Raw genomic sequence first — 26,859 nt, 5'->3', positions numbered from 1 at the left:
GACAACGCAACTGTTGTAAAATCTGGCAAATGAACAGCAGTCTACGTAAAATCATCAAAAAGCAGTTAGGAATATAAATACTTTTGTTTCAAATATAATGAACTAACCATCTTAGAAAAAAGAAACTGCATGCAGATCAAATATATCAATGATCGTCATCTACTGTAGTTTTAAGGGGTGTTAACTCTTTATTTTTCTTAATTTTTATAACGCCAATCATTCCAGTTGAAATAATGAATGCAGACATAGCTAAAAAAGAGCTCACTAATCCCACGAGTGCAAAGAGTCCAGCAATAAAGCCAGATACTGCTTCAGCAGAGTTCGCTAAAGTTGAAAAAGTTCCAAAACTCTTACCAAAATCTTCACGACGAGAATATAATTGAATAGCTGAGACTAAACTAATATCCACAAATGCACCAATAAATCCTAAAACAAAGGCTAACATGAGAATTAGTTTTAAATAAAGGATTGCAGCTAAAGGCATAACAAACATAATAACCCCATACAGAAGCCAAAATACCATTAGCTTTAATGATGTAACATTTAATATAATTTTACTATATAACAAACCACCTACAATAGTTCCAACAGCCATGAGAGAAAAAAGTGAACTCACAAAGCTTTCCTCTCCACCCACAGAAAGCACAAAAGCTGGAATTAAAAATCTTAAAATTGCTCCTGTAAAGAGAATAGCAAACGATGAGCCAACGAGCGTAATAAATAAATTATTATTTTCTGTAGAAATATATTTAAGATAGGAAGCTGTTTCTCGATAAATTTTTATAAAATGGAATGGTTTATTCTTACTTGAATTTAAATTCATTAGATTACATAACAATATAATAGCTATAAAATAGGTAAAGAAATCAAAAATGAGGACTGCCGATTTATTTGCTAAAAAAAGCAGTAGGGAACAAACTAAAGGGCCAATTACGGATGCAGTTTCTTCTATAATTTGTGCAATGCTATTTGCCTTTGTAAGATCCTTTATTGAAAACATTCTGGGAATGGCAGCTTGAAAACTTGGTTGAAAAATACTTCTTCCTATCGTTGTACATATTGCGGCAAAAATAAGAACAATAATATGCGCAGTCCCTGTTATAGTGGTTATCAAAACGAATAATGAGGCTAATAATCTCACCAATTCACTTAAGATCATATTTTTCTTCAAAGAAAAATTATCAGCTAACCAACCTCCTATCGGGCCAAAAAAGAGAAAAGGGATAAATCGAAAAAAATACACAAGACCTGTAAAAAAGATGTTATCTGTTAATTCTAAGACCAGTAAAACAAAAACAACTTCATAAGCATAATCACCAACTTTAGAAATAAAGAGAGAGCAAAAAAGAGTTAATGGACTCTTTTTAAAAAATAAATTCATATCAACCATCCGATATTAAACTTTTCTACACTTAAAGTTACAATATTTTTAATAAAATTTGTGATATGAACTTCAAAGTAATCGTATGTTCTAATAAATCTCTTAATAAGTTAATAGGAAAATTAAAAAAAACACTCATCGTGATACAAGCATTTAGACCAATATCAAGCAATGTAATAATTTTTCTTTCTTAGTTGATTTAAAAAAGAAAGAATTTAAAAACTATTAAATCAAAATATGCTATATTATTACAATACATCGATTTTCAACGGTCCTTTTAATGTGCTTCCGGTTGTGCTTAGACTGGTGACCACTTTATCGTTATGGGTGAGATTCAATGATGAAGTACTCAACAGTTCTAACCCACCACCCCCAGCACCCCCGCCCATTTAATTAATATAAAAAAGAGAAAGGTAATGATATGATATTTAATGATGGAGATAGATATGTAACGACACGTGAATGTGCACAGCTTTTTAGTGTATCCACACAACGATTCGCAATTGGGTGCTTCAGGGGTTGTTTCCGGAGCCATATAAGCTAGGGAGAGTAGTGAGGTGGAGAAAGAAAGAGATCTTAACATTCACTCCAAAGAAAAATAAGGAACAAATAGGAGTAAATTAGATAAAGTTGTATAAACCGTAAAGGGTGGTCTAAAAGGTAGTCTAAAAACAGCTCTTTAAAGAAAAAAATCTATATATTTCAATACGTTAAAAACAAAAAGTGGTGCCCAGACGCGGATTCGAACCACGGACACGCGGATTTTCAGTCCGCTGCTCTACCAACTGAGCTATCTGGGCACGTTTCACAAAACACGTGAAACGTGTGCGGTTATAACATTAAAATTTTCTCTGTCCAGTCATCAAAAGAAAAATAATTGATTTTTTATAAGTTTATCTCCTTAATTCTAAGTAATTGTAATTATTCTTTCCATAAAATAAACTTGATAGGTATATTACGATACGTTAGTGTATGATCATCAGGATGCTGTCTTATCGTGGTGATGACGCGAGGAAATCTTTTTTAAAGAATCAATTTAGCAGCATGATTAAGGGGGTGTTTTGCAAGGTTTCCGCGTATTTTAGCTTACGGAATAAAGAGAAAACATTTTTGATTTTTGTCTAAAAGACTATTGGCACAGTCTTTGTACTAATTCGTTTTTCTTTAAAGAAATACAAGCATATATCAAAGGGGAGAAATAATGATAATGTTTAAAAAACCAAGTTATCGTCCAAATAATCCTAATTTTTCTTCAGGTCCTTGTAGTAAGCGACCTGGGTGGACTCCTGAGGTGCTTAAAAATGCATTAGTTGGCCGTTCACATCGCTCTAGAGCAGCAGAGCTAAAACTTGCTGAAGTTGTTGATTTAACTCGTGAGGTTCTTGAAGTGCCTTCTGACTATCGTATAGGGATTGTTCCTGCTTCAGATACTGGTGCTGTTGAGATGTCTCTATGGTCTTTGTTAGGTGAGCGTGGCGTTGATATAGCTGCATGGGAAAGTTTTGGATCGGGATGGATGGCAGATGTTGTTGAGCAATTAAAGCTTTCTGATGTGCGTTGTTTTGAAGCTCCTTACGGTGAACTACCAGACTTAACACAAATTGACTTTGATCGTGATGTTGTTTTTACATGGAATGGAACGACTTCTGGTGTATGTATTCCTAATGCAGATTTTATTCCAGAGAAGCGAGCAGGATTGACAATTTGTGATGCAACATCAGCAGCTTTTGCACAAAATCTTGATTTTTCAAAATTAGATGTTGTTACTTTTTCATGGCAAAAAGTTTTAGGAGGAGAAGCTGCTCATGGTATGCTGATTTTAAGTCCTCGTGCTGTTGAACGGCTAGAGAGTTATGTTCCGGCTTGGCCTATGCCGCAAATTTTCTGTATGACAAAAGATAAAAAATTGAACGAAAGTATTTTTAAGGGGGTAACCATCAATACACCCTCTCTGCTGTGTGTTGAAGATTTTATTGATGCATTGAAGTGGGCAAAGTCACAGGGTGGTTTGCAGGCATTAAGGGCGCGTGTTGAGAAAAACTTTGCTGTACTTGATGCCTTTGTTCGTAAAACACCGTGGTTAGAATATTTAGCAAAAGATCCCCAAGTACGTTCTAGTACATCTGTTTGTTTAGATATTGTGGATCCAGTGATTACTGCTTTGGATACTGAAAAGCGGGTATCTTTTATAAAAGCGGTAGTGAATCGTCTTGATGAGGAAGGGGCTGCTTATGATATTGGTTCGTATCGAGATGCTCCACCAGGGATTCGGATTTGGACAGGTATAACAATTGAGGCTTCAGATCTTGAAATTTTAACACAATGGCTTGAATGGGCATTTCAGGTTGAAAAAGCCCGACTTTAAGGTACTGTTGGTGATTTTATAACGTGTTTTTGCCCAAAAAAATTACGAGAGATATAATGATCTCTCGTAGTCTTGTATCAGAAAACAATCTTCAATTGATGTTACATATTGTAAAGAATTACGGGGGGCTATGAGTGATTTTTTTTAGATGCTAGCAAGAGCAACAACGAAAAGCTCTAAATATTTCTACTTTTTACCGAAAAAATGACTGATTGAGCATGAAGATATACTTTATCTCTTGGTTATTTGTTTGCCTTTATTATCATGATCTGAAAATTTAAGTCCCTGAAGATTGGGAAAAAGCTGAAATGAAGAGTCGCACTTGCTCTAAGGTTTCGTTATAAGGAAATATTTGTTTCTGAATACTGGTTTTATTTGACAAAACACGACGGAGAAAGTTATGGCCAATGTAGTAGTAGTTGGTACACAATGGGGTGATGAAGGCAAAGGTAAAATTGTAGATTGGTTGTCTGAGCGAGCAGATATCGTAGTAAGATATCAGGGTGGTCATAATGCAGGTCATACATTGGTTGTTGATGGGGTTAGTTATAAATTATCGCTTCTACCGTCTGGTTTAGTTCGTGGGAAGTTATCAATTATCGGTAATGGTGTTGTTGTGGATCCTCATCATTTTGTAGCAGAATTAAAAAAGCTACGTGATCAGGGTGTAAACATTACACCAGAAATCTTACGTATTGCTGAAAATGCCCCATTGATTCTTTCTTTGCATCGTGATCTTGATGCAACTCGGGAAAGCGGCTTATCTGGTTTAAAAATTGGTACGACAAAGCGTGGGATTGGCCCGGCTTATGAAGATAAGGTGGGACGTCGTGCTATCCGAGTAATGGATTTGGCGGAAGCTGATACGCTGATGGCTAAGATCGAACGGCTTTTAGGACATCATAATGCTTTGCGTCGTGGAATGGGTGCTGCAGAAATTGATTCTCAAGCACTTTATGAGGAGTTGATGCGAGTAGCGGATGAAATTCTACCCTTTATGGATTGTACGTGGCGGCTTTTAGATGAAAGTTATAGAATGGGAAAACGCATTCTTTTTGAAGGTGCACAAGGTGCTTTATTAGATAATGATTTTGGGACTTATCCTTATGTGACGTCATCTAACACAGTTTCTGGGCAGGCATGTACTGGTTCAGGTATGGGGCCTAGCTCAATTCATTATGTTTTAGGTATTGCAAAAGCTTATACAACACGTGTTGGAGAAGGACCATTTCCGACAGAGCAGATAAATGATATTGGCGAATTTCTTGGCGTGCATGGTCGTGAATTTGGCGTTGTAACAGGTCGAAAACGCCGATGTGGTTGGTTTGATGCTGTCTTAGTACGTCAGATGGTAACGGTTTGTGGTGTTCAGGGTATAGCACTAACAAAGCTTGATGTTTTGGATGGTTTAGATGAAATTAAAATCTGTATTGGTTATGAGCTCGATGGTAAAAGAATTGATTATTTACCTTCTTCCATGGGAGCTCAGGCCCGTGTGAAGCCTATTTATGAGACATTAGAAGGTTGGAAGGAAGCAACAGCACATGCGTTGAGCTGGGAAGATTTACCAGTGCAGGCTGTTAAATATATACGCTATATTGAAGAAATGATCAATACACGGGTGGCTTTATTATCCACTAGCCCTGAACGTGAAGATACTATCCTTATTACTGATCCTTTTGTAAATTAATCATTATTTTTAGGTTCTTGTAGAGTTTTTCATGTTGTCTTGATATTTTTGTATAAATAGAGACTTAAGAGCAAGTGAGGGAAAGGTACAAAAGAGCATTGTTTATTTTCCATATTCACTTTAAACTACAACGATAGTTGCATCAATGTAAATGACAATCAATTTAGAAGACTAAAATAAAGGCGTTTTCGTCCTTGCGGCTGGGATTTTTCTTCTCAGTTTGAGAAAGATTATAAAGGATATGGTAGATTTCGTTGGAATCTTAAAAAAGGCAATAGATGCGCAAAATAATGTTACACCACAAGTGCGTCAGAGAATTTATAAACGAGCTATCGAAACACTAGAACATCAGTTTGTCGCAGCAACAATATCACAAGCGATGGCAGATGAGCAAAGACAAACTTTGCAAAGTGCTATTGCAACTGTTGAAGAAGAATATTTAACGATTGAAAAGGAGTTGCTTTCTTCAATTATTGGATGGAAATCTACGGGCATAGCTGAAAGTCATCAACATACAAAAAACTCTGTGCTTCCACACGATCATGAGTTTTCAGTGGTGGTGATAGAAGGAACACGGGGTAGAGTTGCAAATTCAAAAGATAAAGAAGTTTTTAAGGAGCCTGTATCAGGATTGCCAGATGCTGAACCTGTCAATATGAATGCTCATTTTTCTTCTCAGCACTTTGATAAGAATACGTTAAAATCTTTACCTTTAGATTCTACTTCGCAAATAGATAATCTGCATATTGTTTCGCATATTTTTTCTCAAGCTGTGCGACGTGCTAATCAGTCTTCGGCGCGAAAGCGTATAGCGAGAGGTGCTGCTATTGTTTCTGGTCTGGTCATTTTAACCATTGGTGTTTGTTTCGTTGGTGGGCGTATGTTTGTATCAAATAATGATCAGTTGTCGGAGGGGAATGTTCAAGTTTCTCATGTGTTACCAAAAGCATTTTCAGTTAATAGAAAGTTAACGCAACGCTTGTTAGAGGATGGGAGTGAAGTTGATACAGGCTTAGACCAAACAGAAAATTCTTCAAATGAGAAAGAAACCTCAACAGTTGTTACCACAAATTTGCAGTCAACTGAACAAGTAGGTGAGGCTATCTTTTATCAGGCGCGTACAGATTATGATGCAGAAAAAGTAGCAACGGGGAGTGCTCGTTGGACGCTTATAAAGGAATCTCATGTGAAGGGAGCTCCAGAAGAGTTGGTTATACAAGGTGATATAAAAATTCCAGATGAAGGGTTATCATTACGGTTGATTTTACGTCGTAATACCGATCTGTCTCTCCCTGCAGCCTATATTATGGACCTTATTTTTAATCTTTCTGATAAATTTTCAGGGAAAGTTATAAGTAATGTCCAAACATTGGTTTTTAAGGCAAGTGAACACTCCATTGGACAAGCTTTAGCAAGGACTGTTACAGCGAAGATTGGAGATAATTTTTTTCTTGTTGCATTGAGCGGTAATCATCCATTTCTTGACCGAAATCTACAATTGATGCGAGAATTAGATTGGGTGCGTTTGGTGTTGACTGATAAAAACGGACGTATAAATGAATTGACCTTTGCAAAAGGGCCAAAAGGTGAAGCTGTTTTTAATGAAGTTATAGGACAATGGCTTGCACAATCAAATAAGCCGACACATCTTGATAAAAAAGAATAGAGCATTGATGGATATGAAGAAAAAGTCGTAACAAGCCCTTAATAAAAGGATCTAGCAGCTGAGCTTCAAGAACAGAGAGCCAATATACATTGGCTCTTGTTCTTTTCAAAAATACATCAACACACTGAATTTACATCCACCTTTGGGAGGCTTACACCTGATTTTTGGATAAAACAGAAGCTTTGATAGAATGCTGTATTTTTTCAAATGCACGCATTTCAATTTGTCTTACACGTTCCCGACTGATGTTAAATTCACTTGAGAGTTCTTCTAGCGTCAGCGGCTCATCACTTAAACGACGTGCTTTAAATATACGCTTTTCACGCTCATTCAAATTATCCATAGCATCTGTTAGCATGGAACGACGATTTTCCAATTCATTTTGTTCGATCAAAACTTGTTCTTGGTTGTCAGAGTGATCCACTAACCAATCCTGCCACTCACCATTTTCACCTTCTTTTGTGCGAAGAGGCGCATTGAGTGAAGTATCACCACAAAGTCGACGATTCATCGATACAACTTCATCTTCTGTGACATTCAATTTTGTTGAGATCTCTTTAATTTGCTCTGAATTGAGATCACCATTATCAAGGGCTTGAAGCCTACTTTTCAATTTACGAAGGTTGAAAAATAAGCGCTTTTGATTGGCAGTTGTTCCAATTTTTACCAAGCTCCAAGATCGCAATACATATTCTTGGATTGAAGCTTTAATCCACCATATAGCATAGGTTGCAAGACGAAAACCACGTTCCGGTTCGAAACGCTTAACAGCTTGCATAAGCCCAACATTGCCTTCCGAAATGACCTCCCCAATGGGCAAGCCATAGCCTCGATACCCCATTGCGATTTTGGCGACAAGACGCAAATGACTTGTTACCAGTCTATGCGCAGCTTTTAGATCATTATGTTTACGATAACGTTGAGCCAGCATATATTCTTCTTTGGGCTCAAGCATGGGAAAATGACGCACTTCCTCTAGATAACGATTCAATCCTCCGTCACCTGTGGTCACTGATAGCAGATTCATATGGGCCATATAGCACCCTCCTTTTACACGAATTCCCTGATAAGGCAAATTCCATTTCTAGACATTATAAATATCTCTTTAGTTTTATTCTAGCATAATTTTCAATTTTGTTCAAAAAGAGATACTTTATTGTGAAATCCTGAGAAGGCTAAAAGTTTCAATTAATTTTTTTAAAATGATTGATAAGTTCAATCATATCTTGGGGGAGTGGTGAAGAAAAAGACATAACTTTACCTGTAGCGGGATGCTCAAAAGTAAGACTGGTTGCATGGAGTGCTTGTCGGTTAAATTGATCAATTGCATTTTTAATAATCGGATCGAATATATTTGATTTTGTTTTAAAAGCATTTCCATAAACAGTATCACCTACGAGTGGATGTCCTATATGGGCCATATGAACACGAATTTGGTGTGTGCGTCCGGTTTCTAGACGACATTCCAGAAGGCTAGCAAAAGATGCTGTATCTGTACCGATTCCATATTTTTCTAAGAGAGAAAAATGTGTAATAGCGTGGCGAGCATGGGGGCTTTTGTTATGGACGACGGCCTGCTTCGTTCGGTTATGGGGAGAGCGTCCAAGAGCTGCATCAATTGTCCAAACATTACGGTTAGGAAATCCCCAAATCAAAGCATGATATCGTCGATCTAATGCGCTGGTACGCCCATGGTCAGAAAATTGGGCACTGAGGCTTTTATGAGCTAGGTCATTTTTAGCGACTACCATGACTCCACTTGTATTTTTATCGAGACGATGCACAATGCCGGGGCGTTTAACACCTCCGATACCAGACAAACTTTCACCACAATGATAGACAAGAGCGTTAACTAATGTTCCACTCCAATTGCCATTGCCGGGATGGACAACGAGACCGGCTGGTTTATTGATGACAATGACATGATCATCTTCAAAGAGAATATCCAATGCAATGGCTTCACCGCTAGGTTCTGCGTCACGAAGGACAGGTATCGTCAACTCTATAATTTGGTTAGGTTTTAATTTTGTTTTAGGCTCCTTTATTAATTGACCATCAATTTTAAGATAGCCTTCACGGATGAGGGTTTGCAGACGTGAACGTGACAGCACATTATGATATTGTTTAGCTAGCCACTGATCGAGTCGTTGTCCAAGAGCATCTCCATCCGTTATTCTCTGTGTTATCATAAAATTCCTATAAAGCTTTGAATAAAATCCTTTTACCAGTATGAAATTGCTTTGGTATCGAGAAATTCCTTAATACCCCAGGGGCCACCTTCACGAGCACGCCCAGAAAATTTTACGCCTCCAAAGTAACTACCACTGGGTAATCCATGCCCGTTAACTTCTACCATTCCAGATCGTATTTGTGCAGCGATACGACGACATTTGCTGCGATCTTGCGATTGTATATAGTTTGTAAGACCGTATTCGGTGTCATTGGCCAAAGTTACGGCTTCATCTTCTGTATTAAAGGGAAGAATCGAGAGGACTGGACCAAAGATTTCTTCTCGAAAAATACGCATATGAGATTTCACATCAGCAAAGACTGTTGGGCGTACATAATAACCGCGTTCCATTCCTATTGGTAAACCAGTTCCGCCTGCGACAAGAGTTGCACCTTCATTAATTCCAGATTGGATAAGATCTTGGATTTTGTCGTATTGTTGTTTTGAAACTACGGGACCAATGTGATTTCCTGCTTGGTCCCCTGGCCCCACTTGTGTTTTTTCAGCAATATCTTTGGCTGTTTCGATGGCTTTGTCATAGATGGCTTGTTCCACAAGCATACGTGTTGGTGCATTACAGCTTTGTCCACTATTATAAAAGCAGTGTCGTACACCGCGTTGAATAGCGTCTGTATCGGCATCAGCAAAGATGATGTTAGCTCCTTTACCTCCAAGTTCCAGACAGACTCGTTTTAAAGTGTTGCTAGCATTTTTAGAAATATCTTTCCCTGCTCTGGTTGATCCGGTAAAGCTGATCATTTCTAGGCCTGGATGAGCAGAGAGGTAAGAACCAATGTTAGCACCGTCACCGTTGATTAAATTAAAAACACCGGCTGGGAGGGCAGCTTCATCTAAAATTTCAGCAAAAAGCATAGCAGAAAGAGGAGCAATTTCAGAGGGTTTTAACACCATAGTACAGCCAGCCAAGAGAGCAGGAATAACTTTAAGAGTCACTTGATTCATGGGCCAATTCCATGGTGTGATCAACCCTACGACGCCGATAGGGTCATAATGAAGAATCGCTTGCTCATTTCCTTCTATTAAAACATCTTGGAATGAAAATTCTTTGTAAGCTTTGATAAAGTTGCGAATATGAGAACTGCCGGTTGCGGTTTGCGCATTGAGCGCCATATCAATAGGTGCTCCCATTTCCATTGAAATGGTTTTTGCCATATCACCTGAGCGTTTTTCATAGATTTCTAAAATTTTTTCAACGAAGCTAAGGCGTTCACTAGGTTGGGTTGTTTTCCAAGTTTGAAAAGCTATTTTAGCCGCGTTAATTGCTTTATCTGCGTCTCTTATGCTGCCAAGGCTAATGATAGCACAAGCCTCTTCTGTTGATGGATTAATGACATGTAGATCGTGAGGAGTGCTTGGATCGTCCCATAGACCATTGATATAAAATTTACGCTTATTAAACATGATTCACTCCCTATTTTTCTCTATTTTTGTTTTATTAAATTTTTTCCATTTGAACCTTTTTAAATAAGAATAACAAGGATAATCTTATAAAAGGTAAAAAATTGATTTGTTTCATGACAATGAGGTTGGAGAGTTCAAAGAACGCTTCTTATATTAACTGTTTTTATGTAATGGAAAGGAAAGAGAACAATTGGCGATTTTTCTGTAATTTTTTATTACAGATTTTTCTTCGAAACAAATGACTTACAGCTTATAGAAACTATGAATTTAGCAATTTGCTCAATATTTGTGGAGAAAGTCTCATTAAGAGAAATTATAGCATTATTTTTTATTAAAAGTGACAGCCAGCAAAAGGTTATTAACCTTCGTACTCTATAGTCTCTATGCATTCTTTTTGAAGAGGTAATTGTTCTTATTGTTATCAGTTTGTTGGGTGTCATGCATAATTCGAAAAAAAAATCTATTTCTACGCCTTCTTTTCCTGATGAGAGTGTACAAGATGCATCAGAAAGAAATTCATATACTAAGATTGCAGAGATATTTCCTTATCCGGAAGTATGGAAAAAGGCATTCACGCTCGGACAAAACGTGCGTTTTACACGAACACCAGAAGTTGAGATTTTGCGTCGTCGTATAGAAACAGATCCAGTTTTTGCCAAACAGTTTAAAGTTTTGATCAAGAAAGAGCAAAACAACCTTACGAATATTATACACTGTAACAAAAAAACAACAAATTCTCCATCAACCAAAAGGGTGATTAATCCTCAATCGCTAGAGAATAAAGCATCAATTTGTCATTCAACGGTTTTGGAGCATTTGTCACGGCAAGCTGTTAGTACGCTGCTTAAGGAGGATACACAGGAGCATAAATTACAAGTAGAAAATGTGGTGCAAAAAACAAAGCCTATTTTGCATCTTTCCGATGACGCATTTTTTGAGTGTGAATCCTTTATATTAGAACAGATGGACACTACACCTTCAGGAGAGGAGGTAACACCGATTGAGTTCATGGGGAATGAAATTACATCCGATACTACTTCTGGATTCGATGAGTCAATTACAGCTCTTTATCGTGTTCTTGAATGCCGCTTTCCACAGTTTTACGATTCAATATTATCCGAATCTCCAGAAAAAAGTTCCCGAGGAATTGAGAAAATTTCTGCTTTAATGAATGTAAAGAGTGATTCTGTTAGAAAGCATCAAATGCGTCACTCTGAGATCGTTGTTGAAGATTCTACTGATACGTTAAGCGATGTAGGGGCTAGTGATGTAGAAACTCCTAAAACAACTAAAAATGCCAAGAATATTACCGGTGGTAAAACAGAAGATGTCGCAAAGAGTTCAGAAGATTTTCTTGCAATAAAACAAAAAGGCAAAGCGTTGCGGTCTGCTAACACGTCATTAGGCAATTATAATTCTGTTTTTATGTCCAACGTTCAATCTCTTGATGATGGCACTTATGAATGTCCTCCGATCAATTTATTGCAGGAACCTGTTTTTCATGAAGGTACGATAATTTCACAGGAAACATTAGAGCGTGGTGCTGGGCTTTTGGAAAGTGTTTTGGAAGATTTTGGCATTAAGGGTGAAATTATCCATGTTCATCCAGGACCAGTGGTGACAATGTATGAATTTGAGCCTGCAGCTGGAGTAAAATCATCGCGGGTCATTAATCTTTCCGATGATATTGCTCGTTCTATGTCTGCCATTTCTACACGTGTTGCTGTGATTCCTGGACGCAATGTTATTGGGATTGAGTTGCCAAATGCGGTTCGTGAAACAGTTTATTTACGGGAATTAATTCAAACAAGTTCTTTTCGTGAAAGCCAATTTAAACTAGCTCTTGCTTTAGGGAAGGGAATTAATGGTGAGCCTGTCATTGCAGAATTAGCGAAAATGCCTCATTTGTTGGTTGCTGGAACAACAGGGTCGGGGAAATCCGTTGCAATTAATACAATGATTTTGTCGATTCTTTATCGAATGACACCAAAGCAGTGTCGTTTGATTATGGTTGACCCTAAGATGTTAGAACTCTCTGTTTATGATGGCATTCCACATCTTTTAACGCCTGTTGTGACGGATCCCAAAAAAGCTGTAACAGCTTTAAAGTGGGCGGTCCGTGAAATGGAAGAGCGTTACCGCAAAATGGCTAAATTAGGTGTACGTAATATTGATGGTTTTAACGCACGCGTTGCACTTGCGGCACAAAAAGGTGAAACAATCATGTGTACTGTGCAATCGGGTTTTGATAAGGAAAGTGGGGAAATGCTTTATCATGAAGAAGCAATGGATCTAACGCAGCTTCCTTATATTGTTGTGATTGTTGATGAGATGGCCGATCTCATGATGGTGGCAGGTAAAGAAATTGAAAATGCCATTCAGCGTTTAGCGCAGATGGCGCGTGCGGCAGGTATTCATCTTATTATGGCAACGCAGCGTCCTTCTGTGGATGTCATTACAGGTACGATTAAAGCGAATTTTCCTACCCGTATTTCTTTTCAAGTAACATCGAAAATTGACAGTCGTACGATTTTGGGAGAACAAGGAGCTGAGACGCTTTTGGGCCAAGGCGATATGCTCCATATGGCTGGGGGGGGGCGCATTGTACGCGTTCACGGGCCTTTCGTTTCTGATGAAGAAGTTGAATCCATTGTGGCACATCTTAAAATGCAAGGAAAGCCTGATTATTTAGCAACGGTAACGGATAGCGAAGATGATAACAAAGATGTTGAGCTTGCTGATTCAGTTGCTGAAGTTTCTACGGCAGAAAATCTTGGTGAGGATGGTGAAGAACTTTATATGCAAGCTGTAAAAATTGTTATGCGTGATAGAAAATGTTCGACATCTTATATTCAGCGCCGGCTTGCAATCGGTTATAATAAGGCAGCTTCTCTTGTTGAGCGCATGGAAGAAAAAGGTATTGTTGGAGCCGCTAATCATGTTGGAAAACGCGAAATTCTCATCAATGAGGTACAATAATCAGCAAGGCAATTTTAAAGATGCGTGACTTTTAAAATACCTAACGATTGTTATTTTAATGGTTAATGCTTGCTTTATTTTATGAGAGCGGATGTTACCTCATGCTTGTTTTTTTACTGTGAAATATTAAAAATATTTAATAGGGAGGAAGAAAATAGAAGCGATATTTATTAAGCCTGCTAGTGTGTATTATAAGATGGTACAAAGAAGGATTGGAGAAGTCTTTACCATTTTTAGATTATCTGGAATGTAAAGAAATTAAACTAGCCTTCAGGTGAAGAAAGATAGCTTTTTTCGCTGATTATAAAATATGCTTTGGTTACATGCTACGGTGGCATATTGGGGGGATTTCTTCTGTAGCGGACATGATGAAAGAAAGACCTTTTTTGATTAAGTAGAGCATCACGAGATAGTGAAAGATGTTCAATTGTGCAAGTTTTGTTGCGTTAGATGATTTAAAGCGCTACACTGAACTTTCTGTAGTTTCTCTTAGATAAGGTGTTTTTTTTGGAAGCTTTGCAGGAAGAAAATATTTTTTTATTGCTGACTTGGATAGTGCAACAATGTCTATTGCAGTTGTTGATGGACGTGCAATGTTGTTGGAAATTTCATCTCATTTTTGTTTTGTGGATGAAGCAATCAGATTTTTGCTACAGACGATTGATAATGGGATGCCAATAAGAACTGTTTTACCTATAGTTTAAGTGTTCGTAATTCGCTTGGAGGTAAAGCCGGCAAGTTTTTTGGTCTTATGCGTGCCATTAAATGCAGATGAGTTGAAGATTATGCAGAAACCTTTTCATTTTATGCCAGAACTTTTGCTACGATATTTTACTTGGAAAATGGATAAAAACGGTCAGTTTTTTTATGTTTCAAAAGAGTTAGCTGAAATTGTTGGACTTATATCGTCTTCATATTTTAGGGGCTTACTTTCATGAATTCGCCAATCAATTTTATGATGAGCGGTATCAATTACTTAGTGGTTTTATTGAAGCAGCTGCGCTTTAGAGCAACAGATGGTTCAATGGCTTGTTGATGATTGTCCACAATACCTTGGTGTTGAATTATCTGCTTTTCTAATTTTTTATGCCAAACAGTGGCTTAAGGATTTTCGTGGTTTGAAAATGCAAGAAAAAGTTCAAGAGAAAATAGATAAAGAATCGGATACCAAAATGCAGAGTCTTTCGGAGAGTGAGCGTTCAGCTTTTCGTGAGATCGCAGAACGATTGCGTGGAGAGTTGCATTCATCTGTAAGATGCGAGCACTTGGTTAAGGAAACGGCGGTTTTGTTGCCAAGTGCACAGACATTGACGGCAAATACTATAGAACAAGCTCTCATAAAAGAGCCAGCAGTGGTTTTATCATTGTTGGATACAGCGATTAAAAGCGTTTTTTGGTTAGATGGACAGGGCTTTATTCAATCGGTCAGCAGTGCTGCTTTGGCATTAACTGGCTATGAAATAAATGAATTACTGGCACAGCCATTATCATCATTATTTACTTTGCAGAGCCAATTTTTAGTTGAAAAATATTTTAAATTGATCCGTCTGAAAGGAAAAAGTCGGATTTTTAATCGTGAAACAGCTGAGTTGGTGACGAAAAATCATAAAAATATAACAGTTTCTATGACGATTATACCTTTGGCACGGCAAGACAATTATGCTGTTATATTGTATGATATGACAGGAACAACTCCACCAATAGATAAAAAAGCAGAAGAGAATAAAATAGTTGGAGTTGTTCATGAAATGCGGACGCCTTTGAATGCTCTCATTGGTTTTGCAGAAATTATGAAAGATGGCCGTTTTGGTATGATAGACAATGAACGTTATCGTGGATATTTACGCGATATTATCTCATCTGGAAAACATATATTATCGTTGGTTAATCAATTACTAGAATGCTCGAAAGCAAATTATTCTGGCTCAAATGACCAGATCAATACGCCTCTTATAGCTGAAGCATTTGATGTGATATCTTGTTTGCGTGCTAGTATGGCTTTTCTTGAAACACAGGCTAATCATAATGGCATTATTATGCGTATTGTTGCTCCAGCTCATGTGCCATTTATTGGGGTGTCACAGCAGATATTGCGGCAAATTGTATGGAATCTTCTTTCCAATGCCATTCGTTTTACGCCATCGGGTGGGCAAATTATTGTTCATGTTTCTTATGGAAAAAAAGAGCGCGTAAAGATTGCAGTAAGTGATAACGGTATAGGGATGAGTGATGAAGAGATTGTACAGGCATTGCAACCTTATGGTCAGGTAGAGCGTAAAGATGGCAGATCTGGTGATAGTGCTTTTATGGGAACTGGTTTGGGGTTACCGCTGTGTAAAGCAATGGTAGAAGAAAGTGGTGGTCAATTTTTATTATTTTCAAAACCCAATCATGGAACAACTGTGGAAATGTTTTTTCCTGTGTTCCATGAGGCAAACCATCCATAAATTCATTTTTTCTTAGCTAAAAGATCTCTGATTTCTGACAAAAGTTGTTCTTCTAGAGACATCTTTTTAGAGCTTTCATCTTCTTCTTGTTTTCGGCGTACTCTATTCATAGCTTTAACAAAGAGGAATAAGACCCAAGCAATAATGAGAAAATTGATAAGTAAAGTTATAAAGTTACCATAGCTAATGGTTGCTCCAGCTGCCTTAGCGGCATTTAGTGTAGCTTGTTTCTCACCGGCAAGCTGAATAAACATGTTAGAAAAGTCAATCCCACCAGTAATAAGCCCAATGATTGGCATAAAAATGTCGTTAACAATTGAGTTAACCAAGCTACCAAAAGCTCCCCCTATGATCACACCGATAGCGAGATCAATCATATTTCCCTTTAGGGCAAATTCTTTGAATTCTTTAAGCATTGCATTTTCCCCTTTATATAAAAGACACACGATAATTTTAATTACCGCTTTTGATGAAAAAGGAAAGGGCGGTTTTTATTTTCTTATTTTTCTTATAAAGTATTATATACAAATACTAATATTCTTTTCCACGAATATTATGACATGTTAAAAAGCTTAACAAAGGGCTCTATTTGATTTGAATAAGGAGTATACCGTAGATTTCAACGCGACGGAAAGCTTTTAGCAAAAAACTTTATCTCCTTTTTTAACTAAAAGCAGGCAATCATGCTTAATTTATAAAAGCGTTACAAAATTTTTTATGACAACATATTGAAAAAAGAAAGCTATTTCACAGGATTCTTTTTTTCTTTTTTACAGATAATTTCAATTTTTAATGTTTAAACCATTGCGAAAAGGTAAAGAAAGTTTTTTCAAGATTAAAAGGCTCTTGTTTTTCATAGTGTGCGTAAACATACATAGCGATTATATTATGAACTTTCTTGTAGTAGGAGGGAGGTTCTAATTTAGATTATGGTTCATTTTTATTTACGATCTTTTGTGTTAAAATAATTGGTATGAGGTGCATTGGATCAATTTTATATTTGGAGAAGGGTTGATGGGTTTCTTTCGTTGTATTGGTCGTCCTGCTTTATTTATGTTGGATCCAGAACATGCACACCGTTTAGCAATTATTGGGCTGAAGAGTGGATTGAACAGTTGTCAAAAGGTCGTTGATAAACGTTTGTGTATGACTGTTGCAGGTCTTAAGTTTGAAAACTTTGTCGGTCTTGCTGCTGGTTTTGATAAGAATGCAGAGGTTGTCGATGCTGTTTTTCGTTTAGGATTTGGTTTTACTGAAGTTGGTACAGTTACGCCAAAGCCTCAGGCTGGAAATCCTAAACCGCGACTTTTTCGCTTAAGAGAGGATGAAGCAATTATTAATAGAATGGGTTTTAATAATGACGGGCATCAAATGGTTTACGACAGGCTTCGTGCGCGTAAACAACTTGGCATTGTCGGAATCAATATTGGTGCCAATAAGGATACTGTTGATAAGATTGACGATTATACTGCTGGTATTGCTCATTTTTATGATATTGCTGATTATTTTACTGTTAATATTTCTTCGCCTAATACGCCTAGTCTACGGGCTTTACAAGCGCGTGACACTTTGCATCTTTTGATGAATGAAATTTCGCAAGTACGTAATGAGCAAAAGAAAAAACATGGATTCTCTGTTCCCATTTTTTTGAAAATTGCGCCCGATTTATCAGAGAAGGAATTAGACGATATTGCTGAAGAAATGAAACTTTCTGATTTTGATGGTCTCGTTGTTTCTAATACTACTCTTTCACGTCAAGGACTTACGGATAACCTACTAAATGGTGAGGAGGGGGGGCTTTCTGGGCGTCCACTCTTCGAACTTTCCACTATTGTACTTGCAAAAATGCGTCAAAAATTAGGTAAGGAAATTGCAATCATCGGCGTTGGTGGTGTAAAGGACGCACAAACGGCTTTGGAAAAAGTGAAAGCTGGTGCAGATTTGATTCAATTATATAGTGGAATGGTTTATGAGGGGCCAGACCTTGCCGTAACTATTCTGGAAGGCATTTTGCAATTTATGCAGCAAGATGGTATTGATGCCATAAAAACCTATCGTGATCACCGTGTTGAGTATTGGGCAAAACGTGCGCTCCCTTTATGATAAAACTATTTTTTCTTGATAAAAAGTACAGGATTTTTTTAAAGGGGCTTGCAAACTCTTCTGAACTTCCTTATGTCACACGAACAGAGAATTAAATGTTTACGAAGTAGTAAATAGTTATGGTACATTTGTTTTTTATGCGGTTGTAGCTCAGTTGGTTAGAGCGCTGGTTTGTGGCACCAGAGGTCGTAGGTTCAAATCCCACCAACCGTACCAATTTTTTCACTATGTTTGATATGATAAGCAGCCTATAATGATTACAAGGTCTCTTTTACCTTGATGAAAGTTTTGGCATTCTTTAGAAATTAAGTTAATAAAGTTTTCCGTGACATTCATGCGTGGAATGATACCATAAAAGCGGACCTTTGTTGTTTTAAAGTTGGTGTATTATGACTGTGAAAAATGGTAAACAAATGCGAAACAAGGGTTCTAAGCCTGTTTCTAGTTTCCTCAAAAATTTACGTGGTGTAAATAATTGGGAGCAAGTTTCGCAGTGGCTTGCTTTCCGTAATGTGGAAGATATTGAATGTATTACACCTGATCAAGCGGGTGTACCGCGGGGCAAAATGATGCTTTCTAAAAAATTCACATCGGAGACATCATTGGCATTGCCTTCAGCCGTTTTTATGGCAACAATTTCAGGAGATTATCCTGAAGATGGCAATGGTTTTGAATATCCTAAAACAGATGGTGACTTACGCCTTGAGCCTGATCTTTCTACGTTAAGCATTGTTCCATGGGAAGATGCTCCTACTGCACAAGTGATTTGTGATCTTATATATCAAAATGGGCAGGTTGTGGATTATACACCACGAAATGTTTTGCGAAAAGTAGTTGATTTTTACACGCAAAGAGGGATAAAGCCCGTTGTTTCGCCAGAAATAGAGTTTTATTTGGTAGAAAAGAATCCCGATCCTGATTATCCTTTAGTTCCGCCGGTTGGTCGGTCTGGACGTTCAATTGGTGGAGGGCAGGGGTACTCGATTGCTGGTGTGAATGAATTTGATGAGTTCATTGATGATATTTATCAATTTTCAGAAGCGCAGGGATTGGAAATTGATACGCTCATTCATGAGGAAGGAGCCGGTCAGTTTGAAATCAATTTACGTCATGGTGACCCGATTGAATTAGCTGATCAAGTTTTCATGTTTAAGCGAACAATTCGTGAAGCGGCACTTAAACATAATATGTACGCAACTTTTATGGCTAAACCGATCCAAGGGCAGCCTGGGTCTGCTATGCATATTCACCAATCGGTTATTGATAAGAAAACGGGTGCTAATATTTTTACAGAAGAGGATGGCGGGGAAAGTATTTGTTTTCGCCATTTTATTGGTGGATTACAAAGACATATGGCTGGGGTGCTTGTAATGCTTGCACCTTATGTGAATTCTTATCGACGTCTCATGCCTGATATTTCTGCGCCTGTTAATTTGCGGTGGGGGTATGATAACCGTACTACAGCTTTTCGTGTACCACGTTCTGCTCCACAAGGACGGCGCGTTGAGAATAGAATTCCTTCGTCAGATGCTAACCCTTATTTAGCACTTGCAGCTTCTCTGGCTTGTGGTCTCATTGGCTTACAGCAAAAGCTTGAACCCGATGAGCCAACAACAAGTAATGTGAATGCTGATAATGTTGAATTACCACGTGGACTTATTGAGGCTGTTAACCTATTTGAACAAGATACAGCGATACGTGCTATTCTAGGGGATGTATTTGTAAGTACTTATGCTGCAATCAAACGACAAGAGTTTGAAACTTTTATGGAAGTGATTAGCCCGTGGGAGCGCGAATATCTCTTGCTTAATGTTTGAGGTTTATCACTATGATTGAATGTAATCCAATTTCTCCAGGAGTTTCTTGGTATGAGGATACTTTAGAAGAACGCCCCTCTTATCCATTTTTTTGCGGACAGATACAGTGTGATGTCGTTATTATTGGAGGTGGATTTACAGGGCTTTCGGCTGCTTATCATTTAGCAAAAGCTGGAGTGAGTGTTGTTTTGTTTGAGGCTTCGCGGTTTGGTGATGGTGCTTCAGGGCGCAATGGTGGGCAATTGGGAACGGGGCAACGACAATGGGTGGAAACATTAGAGAAAAAGTATGGTTTTGAGCGAAGTAAAGCGCTGTTTGATTTAGCTGAAGAAGCCAAAAGAGATATTTTATCTTGGTGCGCTATGCCTGATTGTCAGTGTGATTTTATGGCAGGACAGCTTTCTGTGTTTCATAAAAAACGTGAGGTTATATCTTATCAACAGCATGTTGAGACAATGCAGCGTTATGGCTATCATGGTATTACTTTTATGGATAGGAATGAAACGGCCAGACGGTTAGGCTCGTCTTTTTATTATGGTGGTATTCATGATGCGGACACCGGCCATATAAATCCTTTAAAGCTGGTTATTTGGTTGGCAAAGAAAGCAAGAAGTGTTGGTGCTAAGCTTTATGAGAAGACACAAGTAACGGGGATAGAGCGTAATAATACCCATTGGAGAGTGATAACAGAACGGGGAAATGTAACAGCTGAGAAAGTTTTATTGGCAACCAATGCCTATAAGCTTGGACTTCAGCATTTTGTTGAGAAAAATATTGTTTCTATCCGCTCTTATATTGGAGCAACGGAACCGTTATCAAAAGATAGTCCGATTCTTCGAGGTAGCGAATCGGTAGATGATTCTCGTTTTATGGTTCGCTATTTTCGCAAAAGCATTGATAATCGCTTATTATTTGGCGGAGTAGAAAGTTATGATAATCAGCATCCTGCAAATTTAGATGAACGTATACGACGGCAGATTGCTGAAATTTATCCTCATCTACACTCTATAAATTTGACTCATAACTGGGGGGCGACAGTTGCTATTACGGTTGAACGTATGCCTTATGTTCGTCAACTTTTCGCAGGAGTAACTTATTGTGGTGGTTATTCGGGTCATGGAGTTATGCTTGCTCCTTTTATGGGAAAATTATATGCTGAACGGCTGACTGGGAAGCGTGAGCGTTTTGCGTGTTTTCAAGACTTAAAGATTTCATCTTTCCCAGGTAGTAGAGTCCTACGTTATCCGCTTGTATTTTTGGCAATGCATTGGTTTTCCTTAATGGATCATTTTTAACTAGAAATCATTTGCAGTAAAGAAAATTAATGGCTTATTTAGTATCTATCTGCTTTAATAATTGAAGCTTCTATAAATTGTTTAAGCTTTTGTAGTTGAAGAGGAAGAGAGACAGGTTCATGGTGAGTAAAATTATTCCAGTCTCTCCCTTTGATTGTATTATTTTTGGTGGCAATGGTGATTTGGCATCACGCAAACTTTTACCTGCTCTTTATCATTGTCAGTGTGTTGGGCAATTTAACGAGCCAATGCGTATCATCGGGGTTGCGCGCTCTTCGTTGAGGAGTGAAGAGTATCAAAGTTTTGTTCGTGCTTCTTTGGAGAAACATATTTCTCCAAAAGATCTCAATCAGATTCAACTTAATCGTTTTCTTGCACGTTTAGCCTATGTTTCTGCTGATATTACCTCAAACCGAGGTTGGGAGGATTTAGCTCTACTGCTGTCAAAAAATCCAGCTGATATTCGAGCTTTTTATTTAGCAGTTGGTTCATCACTTTTTGACGATATTGCGATGAGATTAGGGCAAAATGGTTTGGTGACTCAACAAACACGGATTATTATTGAAAAACCGATTGGCCGCGATGTAAAAACAGCCGTTGAACTCAATGATACATTTTCAAAGGTATTTGATGAAGATCAAATCTTTCGCATTGATCATTATCTTGGCAAGGAAACGGTTCAAAATTTGATGGCATTGCGCTTTGTTAATACGCTTTATGAGCCGTTGTGGAATTCTAACTACATTGATCACGTTCAGATAACAGTTGCTGAGTCTTTAGGAGTGGAGGGGCGTGCAGAATATTATGAGAGTACGGGTGCGTTACGCGATATGGTACAGAATCATATGCTACAATTGCTCTGTCTGGTTGCTATGGAAATTCCATTTACTAATAGAGCAAATGCCGTGCGTAATGAAAAACTGAAAGTTTTGCATTCTTTAACACCTCTTGGTATTCATAATGTAGAGCAACATACTGTGCGAGGGCAGTATCTTGCTGGTATATTGAATGGTGTTTCTGTAGAATCTTATCTTGATGATCTGGGGAAAAAAGTCAGTAAGAATGAAACATTTGTGGCGCTTAAGGTTAAAATTAATAATTGGCGTTGGGCGGATACACCTTTTTATTTACGAACTGGTAAGCGTATGGCTACGCGTATGTCTGAAATTGTTGTCGTTTTCAAACCCATCCCTCATAATATTTTTAATACGGCTTCAGATGAAGTTTTTTCTAATAGGCTCGTTGTCCGTCTCCAACCTGATGAGGGGGTAAAGCAATGGTTGATGATTAAGGATCCGGGTCCTGGTGGTATGCGATTTCGTCATATTCCATTGGACATGAGTTTTGCGTCTGCGTTTTCTGAACGTAATCCTGATGCTTATGAACGCTTATTGATGGATGTTATTCGCGGAGATCAAACACTGTTTATGCGTCGTGATGAAGTTGAGGCCGCTTGGCGTTGGATTGATCCTATTCTTGAGGGATGGAAAGCAATAAATCAGCCTGTTTATGGATATAGCGCTGGTTCATGGGGACCGTCTGCTTCAACACTTTTGATGGAACGTGATGGGCGTATATGGAACAATTTAGTTTAGAGCAATAAGTATGCATGGAATGAATATTGACCGTTTAAATTTTGAAACACCTACCACTCTCGCTTTGGCATTGGCTGATCGTGTTGCAGCAGAGCTTAGTGTGGCAGTTCTTGAGCGTAAGCGCGCAATTTTAGCAGTTTCTGGTGGTAAAACACCAGAATTGTTTTTTCATTATTTATCAAAAGCAGATATTGATTGGCAAAATATTATTATTACTTTAGTCGATGAACGCTTTGTGTCTGCTCATCTTGAGCGTTCAAATGAACATATGGTACGGCAGCATTTGTTACAAAATTTTGCGACTAAAGCACATTTTGTAGGACTTTATCAGAAGGCAATTACTGCTGAGCTTGCGGCTTTTTCAGCAGCTAGCCGTATTAATACTTTGCCTAAACCCTTTGATGTTATTGTTTTAGGCATGGGTGTTGATGGACATACAGCTTCTTTTTTTCCTGATGCTGATCGTTTGAAAGAAGCTCTTGATCTTCGGACGCGGGCACTTGTTTTACCACTTCATGCAAAAAGTGCTCTTGAGCCAAGGCTTACGCTGACGCTGCCAGTTATAATACAATCTCGTTGCATTATTCTTCATTTTGAAGGTTTTAAGAAACGAGATTTTTTTGAAGTAGTTTGTCAAGATGGGTCTGAAATGGAAATGCCTGTTCGCGCGGTTTTACGTAATGCCCATCATCTTGTTCAGGTTTATTGGTCGCCGGAAGAAAATGAAATAAGTGAAGTGAAAATATGATACAGATGCAGGTGACACGCGATCTCATCTTTGATGATGGAATGGGGAACGAACATGGCACTTTCCAAGACAGTTGCTAAGATTACACGAAGAATTTATGAACGTTCTCTACCAACGCGAGAAATTTATTTAGATCGCATTGTTACAGCACAGGCAAAGCATCCCAAGCGAAGTTTTTTGGGATGTGCCAATCAGGCCCATGGTTTTGCGGCTTGTTGCCCAATAGATAAAGAACGTTTAAAGTTTAATACCGCTGGAAATATTGGTATTATTACTGCATATAATGATATGCTTTCAGCACATCAACCTTTTGAGACTTTTCCTCGCTTAATTAAAGAGGCAGCCCGTATGGCTGGTGGTGTAGCACAAGTGGCAGGTGGTGTTCCTGCGATGTGCGATGGCGTAACACAAGGGAATGCAGGGATGGAGCTCTCACTTTTTTCGCGTGAAGTGATTGCAATGGCGACGGCTATAGGCTTATCACACGATATGTTTGATGCTGCATTGTATCTTGGAGTTTGTGATAAAATCATACCTGGTTTAGTCATTGGGGCGTTAACATTTGGTCACTTACCAGGAATTTTTGTTCCTGCTGGTCCTATGACAAGTGGTCAAGGTAATGATGAAAAAGTGAAGATACGCCAACTTTACGCAGAAAATAAGATAGATCGCAAAACATTGCTGGAATCAGAAGCAGGTTCTTATCATGAGCCAGGAACATGTACATTTTATGGGACTGCTAACTCAAATCAGGTGATACTGGAGATGATGGGACTACACATGCCGGGAAGCTCTTTCGTCAATGCGAACACACCGTTACGTGATGCTTTAACAAAGGAAGCGACTAAGCGTGTACTTGAAATGACCGCTCTTTGCGATGATTATAAACCACTTGGTACAATAGTTGATGAGCGTTCTTTCGTGAATGCTATTGTAGGATTAAATGCAACGGGAGGATCTACCAATCATGCGATTCATTTGATTGCTATGGCTGCTGCTTGCGGTATTCGATTGACATGGCATGATATTGCAGAAATTTCGTCAGTTGTTCCTCTTTTGGCACGGATTTATCCTAACGGTTTGGCTGATATAAATCATTTTCATGCAGCTGGTGGTATGGGATTTGTTATTCGCGAGCTCATTGAGGCGGGTTTAGTACATGAGGATGTCTGTACAGTTTTTGGTAAAGGTCTCAATGCTTATGCAATTGAAGTAAAGCTTTACGCTGATGGTAGTGTGGTGCGTGAACCTGCTCTCAATGAAAGCGCTAATCATAGGGTATTGGCAGGATGGAGAAAGCCGTTTCAGCCTGATGGTGGTATTCGTGTTTTATCGGGAGACTTGGGTACAGCTATTATGAAGGTTTCATCTGTTAAATCTGAGCATTGGCGGATTGAAGCTCCAGTCCTTGTTTTTAATGATCAAGAGGAATTGCAAAAGGCTTTTAAATCTGGGGCGTTGAATGATAAAGATTTTATTGCTGTCATTCGTTATCAAGGGCCGAAAGCGAATGGTATGCCAGAACTTCATAAATTAACAACAATTTTAGGCGTTTTACAAGATAGGGGACAAAAAGTGGCGTTGGTAACGGATGGCCGTATGTCAGGTGCATCAGGAAAAATTCCTGCCGCAATCCACGTAACACCAGAAGCTTTGGAGAAGGGGCCCATTGCACGTTTGCAAGATGGTGACATCGTTTGTCTTGATGCTCATGTGGGTAAATTAGCCATTTTAGAAGATGGAGTAAAATTTAACGCGCGAACAATCATGCCTCCTGACCTTTCAAAGAATGAACATGGTGTAGGACGTGAGCTTTTTCGTGTTTTTCGTCAATCGGTTAATCGTGCAGATCAAGGAGCATCTGTTCTGATGATATAAGTAAATGCGAAAAAACTAAAGTGATATGCATACAATGAACATGCTAAAAACTGCTTAGAATTTTGGCACGGGTAGATTATGGGCTTGAATGGTTGCTTTGAGCGTATTAACCATGAGCATGGCAATTGTCATAGGGCCAACTCCTCCTGGAACAGGAGTGATTGCAGCGGCTTTTCCTTTTATTTCTTCAAAATCAACATCACCGACAAGACGTGTTTTTTCCACACCATTTTCTGGTGCTGCAATGCGGTTGATGCCAACATCAATAACAATGGCACCATTTTTAACCCAGTCTTTTTTAATCATTTGTGGGTGACCGACAGCTGCTACTAAAATGTCAGCGCTACGACATACGTCATCAAGGTCACGTGTACGACTGTGGGCAATCGTAACAGTAGCATTTGCCGCTGTTAAGAGGGTAGCCATAGGTTTTCCGACAATATTAGAGCGTCCAACAACAACGGCATCGAGACCAGATAAATCCCGTCCGCATTGTTGTTCAATCATCATCATGGCACCAGCTGGTGTGCAGGGAATGATAGCATCTTCAAATGCATTGGCTGCGAGTTTTCCTACATTGATATAATGAAAGCCATCAACATCTTTTTGGAAAGCAATGGCTTGTGTTATGCGGTTTGTATTAATATGGGGGGGCAAGGGAAGTTGCACCAAAATACCATGGATTTTAGGGTCAGAGTTTAAGGTTGCAATGAGTTGAAGAAGTTCTTGTTCTTGTGTTTCTTTGGAAACCATATGTTTTACTGAAAAAAAACCACATTCTTCAGCTTTTCTGCTCTTTGATGTGACATATATTTGACTTGCGGGGTCTTCTCCAACAATGATAACGGCGATACCAGGCTGTATATTATAGTTATTACGGAGTTTTGTCGTTTCAGCCTTAACTTTCGTAATAATCTCTTCAGCAAGTTTTTTTCCGTCGATAATATTATTCATAAGGGAGATCCTTTCGGTAAGGCTGTTTATTTTTTTTGTAAAGCATTTTTTGACAATACAATAGAGTTTTATTAGCAATATTCATATGAGAACAATAAGAATGGTTCGATAGTTTTGTGTATTTTATAATTTTTGCAAACCTTTAAAATAATTGCTTTGTAAAGAAGCAGCAACATTGCTGTTTCAATAAACTTTGGATAAGAACAAGAAATGAAGTTCTCAAATGAGATTTGGCGGATTTGAGGGTTATAAGAAACTTTTTAACAGTTATTTAGGTTTTCTTTTAATC

Annotated in this window: 18 protein-coding genes, 2 tRNA genes and 2 pseudogenes; 14 read left to right on the top strand and 8 right to left on the bottom strand. The window is 38.4% G+C overall.

The features are described 5' to 3' along the window. Positions 1–145: 145 nt before the first annotated feature. Together J7R13_RS06075 and J7R13_RS09930 are read right to left on the bottom strand one after the other, a co-directional pair. Positions 146–1,381, bottom strand: coding sequence for an MFS transporter (locus tag J7R13_RS06075; RefSeq protein ID WP_208437929.1), 1,236 nt, complete (start codon positions 1,379–1,381; stop codon positions 146–148). Between the two features lie 257 nt (positions 1,382–1,638). Continuing rightward, positions 1,639–1,749 (bottom strand): annotated as a pseudogene (locus J7R13_RS09930) (Bgr_08870 family protein); the annotation flags it as partial. Positions 1,750–1,802: 53 nt separating this feature from the next. Between J7R13_RS09930 and J7R13_RS06070 the strand changes: the two are divergent. Further along, a pseudogene (locus J7R13_RS06070) lies at positions 1,803–2,005 on the top strand (helix-turn-helix transcriptional regulator). Positions 2,006–2,105: 100 nt separating this feature from the next. On the opposite strand, the gene J7R13_RS06065 reads toward J7R13_RS06070, so the two are convergent. Next, positions 2,106–2,181 (bottom strand) — tRNA-Phe (locus J7R13_RS06065). A 401-nt stretch (positions 2,182–2,582) separates the two neighbouring features. On the opposite strand from J7R13_RS06065, the gene J7R13_RS06060 reads away from it, so the two are divergent. The 3 genes from J7R13_RS06060 (at position 2,583) to J7R13_RS06050 (ending at position 7,102) form a co-directional block, all read left to right on the top strand. Beyond that, positions 2,583–3,746 (top strand): phosphoserine transaminase, encoded by a 1,164-nt coding sequence (locus J7R13_RS06060; RefSeq protein ID WP_208437912.1) that lies wholly within the window; start codon positions 2,583–2,585, stop codon positions 3,744–3,746. A gap of 400 nt (positions 3,747–4,146) precedes the next feature. Further along, positions 4,147–5,436: an adenylosuccinate synthase gene (locus J7R13_RS06055; RefSeq protein ID WP_208437911.1), complete on the top strand. Its 1,290-nt coding sequence runs from the start codon at positions 4,147–4,149 to the stop codon at positions 5,434–5,436. A gap of 241 nt (positions 5,437–5,677) precedes the next feature. Then, complete coding sequence (locus tag J7R13_RS06050; RefSeq protein ID WP_208437910.1) at positions 5,678–7,102, top strand: hypothetical protein; 1,425 nt, start codon at positions 5,678–5,680, stop codon at positions 7,100–7,102. Between the two features lie 151 nt (positions 7,103–7,253). Here J7R13_RS06050 and rpoH read toward each other — a convergent pair whose 3' ends face one another. From rpoH to J7R13_RS06035, 3 genes are all read right to left on the bottom strand, one after another. Next, positions 7,254–8,138, bottom strand: coding sequence for an RNA polymerase sigma factor RpoH (rpoH, locus tag J7R13_RS06045; RefSeq protein WP_208437909.1), 885 nt, complete (start codon positions 8,136–8,138; stop codon positions 7,254–7,256). Positions 8,139–8,286: 148 nt separating this feature from the next. Continuing rightward, positions 8,287–9,291: an RluA family pseudouridine synthase gene (locus tag J7R13_RS06040; protein WP_208437908.1), complete on the bottom strand. Its 1,005-nt coding sequence runs from the start codon at positions 9,289–9,291 to the stop codon at positions 8,287–8,289. 32 nt (positions 9,292–9,323) lie between these two features. Further along, positions 9,324–10,754, bottom strand: coding sequence for an aldehyde dehydrogenase family protein (locus J7R13_RS06035; protein WP_208437907.1), 1,431 nt, complete (start codon positions 10,752–10,754; stop codon positions 9,324–9,326). A gap of 438 nt (positions 10,755–11,192) precedes the next feature. On the opposite strand from J7R13_RS06035, the gene J7R13_RS06030 reads away from it, so the two are divergent. From J7R13_RS06030 to J7R13_RS06020, 3 genes are all read left to right on the top strand, one after another. Beyond that, positions 11,193–13,733 carry a DNA translocase FtsK gene (locus J7R13_RS06030; protein ID WP_208437906.1) on the top strand — a complete coding sequence of 847 codons (2,541 nt, stop codon included), beginning with the start codon at positions 11,193–11,195 and terminating at the stop codon, positions 13,731–13,733. Positions 13,734–14,296: 563 nt separating this feature from the next. Beyond that, positions 14,297–14,437, top strand: coding sequence for a hypothetical protein (locus J7R13_RS09620; protein ID WP_246786292.1), 141 nt, complete (start codon positions 14,297–14,299; stop codon positions 14,435–14,437). Positions 14,438–14,749: 312 nt separating this feature from the next. Beyond that, a complete protein-coding gene (locus J7R13_RS06020; protein WP_246786291.1) occupies positions 14,750–16,180 on the top strand; it encodes a PAS domain-containing sensor histidine kinase in 1,431 nt (476 codons plus the stop codon). A gap of 2 nt (positions 16,181–16,182) precedes the next feature. On the opposite strand, the gene mscL is transcribed toward J7R13_RS06020, so the two are convergent. Then, a complete protein-coding gene (mscL, locus tag J7R13_RS06015) occupies positions 16,183–16,596 on the bottom strand; it encodes a large conductance mechanosensitive channel protein MscL (protein WP_208433984.1) in 414 nt (137 codons plus the stop codon). 598 nt (positions 16,597–17,194) lie between these two features. Between mscL and J7R13_RS06010 the strand changes: the two genes are divergently transcribed. The 7 genes from J7R13_RS06010 (at position 17,195) to edd (ending at position 25,616) form a co-directional block, all read left to right on the top strand. Continuing rightward, positions 17,195–18,283, top strand: a complete 1,089-nt coding sequence (locus J7R13_RS06010) for a quinone-dependent dihydroorotate dehydrogenase (protein WP_208437905.1) — start codon at positions 17,195–17,197, stop codon at positions 18,281–18,283. A gap of 139 nt (positions 18,284–18,422) precedes the next feature. Beyond that, positions 18,423–18,499: transfer RNA gene (locus tag J7R13_RS06005), tRNA-His, on the top strand. Positions 18,500–18,672: 173 nt separating this feature from the next. Continuing rightward, complete coding sequence (locus J7R13_RS06000) at positions 18,673–20,100, top strand: glutamine synthetase family protein (protein ID WP_208437904.1); 1,428 nt, start codon at positions 18,673–18,675, stop codon at positions 20,098–20,100. A gap of 11 nt (positions 20,101–20,111) precedes the next feature. After that, positions 20,112–21,395 carry an NAD(P)/FAD-dependent oxidoreductase gene (locus J7R13_RS05995; RefSeq protein WP_208437903.1) on the top strand — a complete coding sequence of 428 codons (1,284 nt, stop codon included), beginning with the start codon at positions 20,112–20,114 and terminating at the stop codon, positions 21,393–21,395. A 119-nt stretch (positions 21,396–21,514) separates the two neighbouring features. Beyond that, the gene (zwf, locus tag J7R13_RS05990; protein WP_208437902.1) at positions 21,515–22,990 is read left to right on the top strand and encodes a glucose-6-phosphate dehydrogenase; all 1,476 of its coding nucleotides are present in this window, start codon (positions 21,515–21,517) and stop codon (positions 22,988–22,990) included. Positions 22,991–23,000: 10 nt separating this feature from the next. Further along, positions 23,001–23,738, top strand: coding sequence for a 6-phosphogluconolactonase (gene pgl, locus J7R13_RS05985; protein ID WP_208437901.1), 738 nt, complete (start codon positions 23,001–23,003; stop codon positions 23,736–23,738). 54 nt (positions 23,739–23,792) lie between these two features. Then, positions 23,793–25,616, top strand: a complete 1,824-nt coding sequence (edd, locus tag J7R13_RS05980; protein WP_208437900.1) for a phosphogluconate dehydratase — start codon at positions 23,793–23,795, stop codon at positions 25,614–25,616. A gap of 54 nt (positions 25,617–25,670) precedes the next feature. On the opposite strand, the gene folD is transcribed toward edd, so the two are convergent. Further along, positions 25,671–26,570, bottom strand: coding sequence for a bifunctional methylenetetrahydrofolate dehydrogenase/methenyltetrahydrofolate cyclohydrolase FolD (gene folD, locus J7R13_RS05975; RefSeq protein WP_208437899.1), 900 nt, complete (start codon positions 26,568–26,570; stop codon positions 25,671–25,673). Between the last annotated feature and the right edge of the window lie 289 nt (positions 26,571–26,859).

The organism is Bartonella taylorii 8TBB, from assembly GCF_902825155.1.
Taxonomy (GTDB): Bacteria; Pseudomonadota; Alphaproteobacteria; order Rhizobiales; family Rhizobiaceae; genus Bartonella; species Bartonella taylorii_A.
The sequence above is the reverse complement of the archived record's forward strand: the minus strand, read 5'-3'. Positions and strand labels throughout refer to the sequence as shown.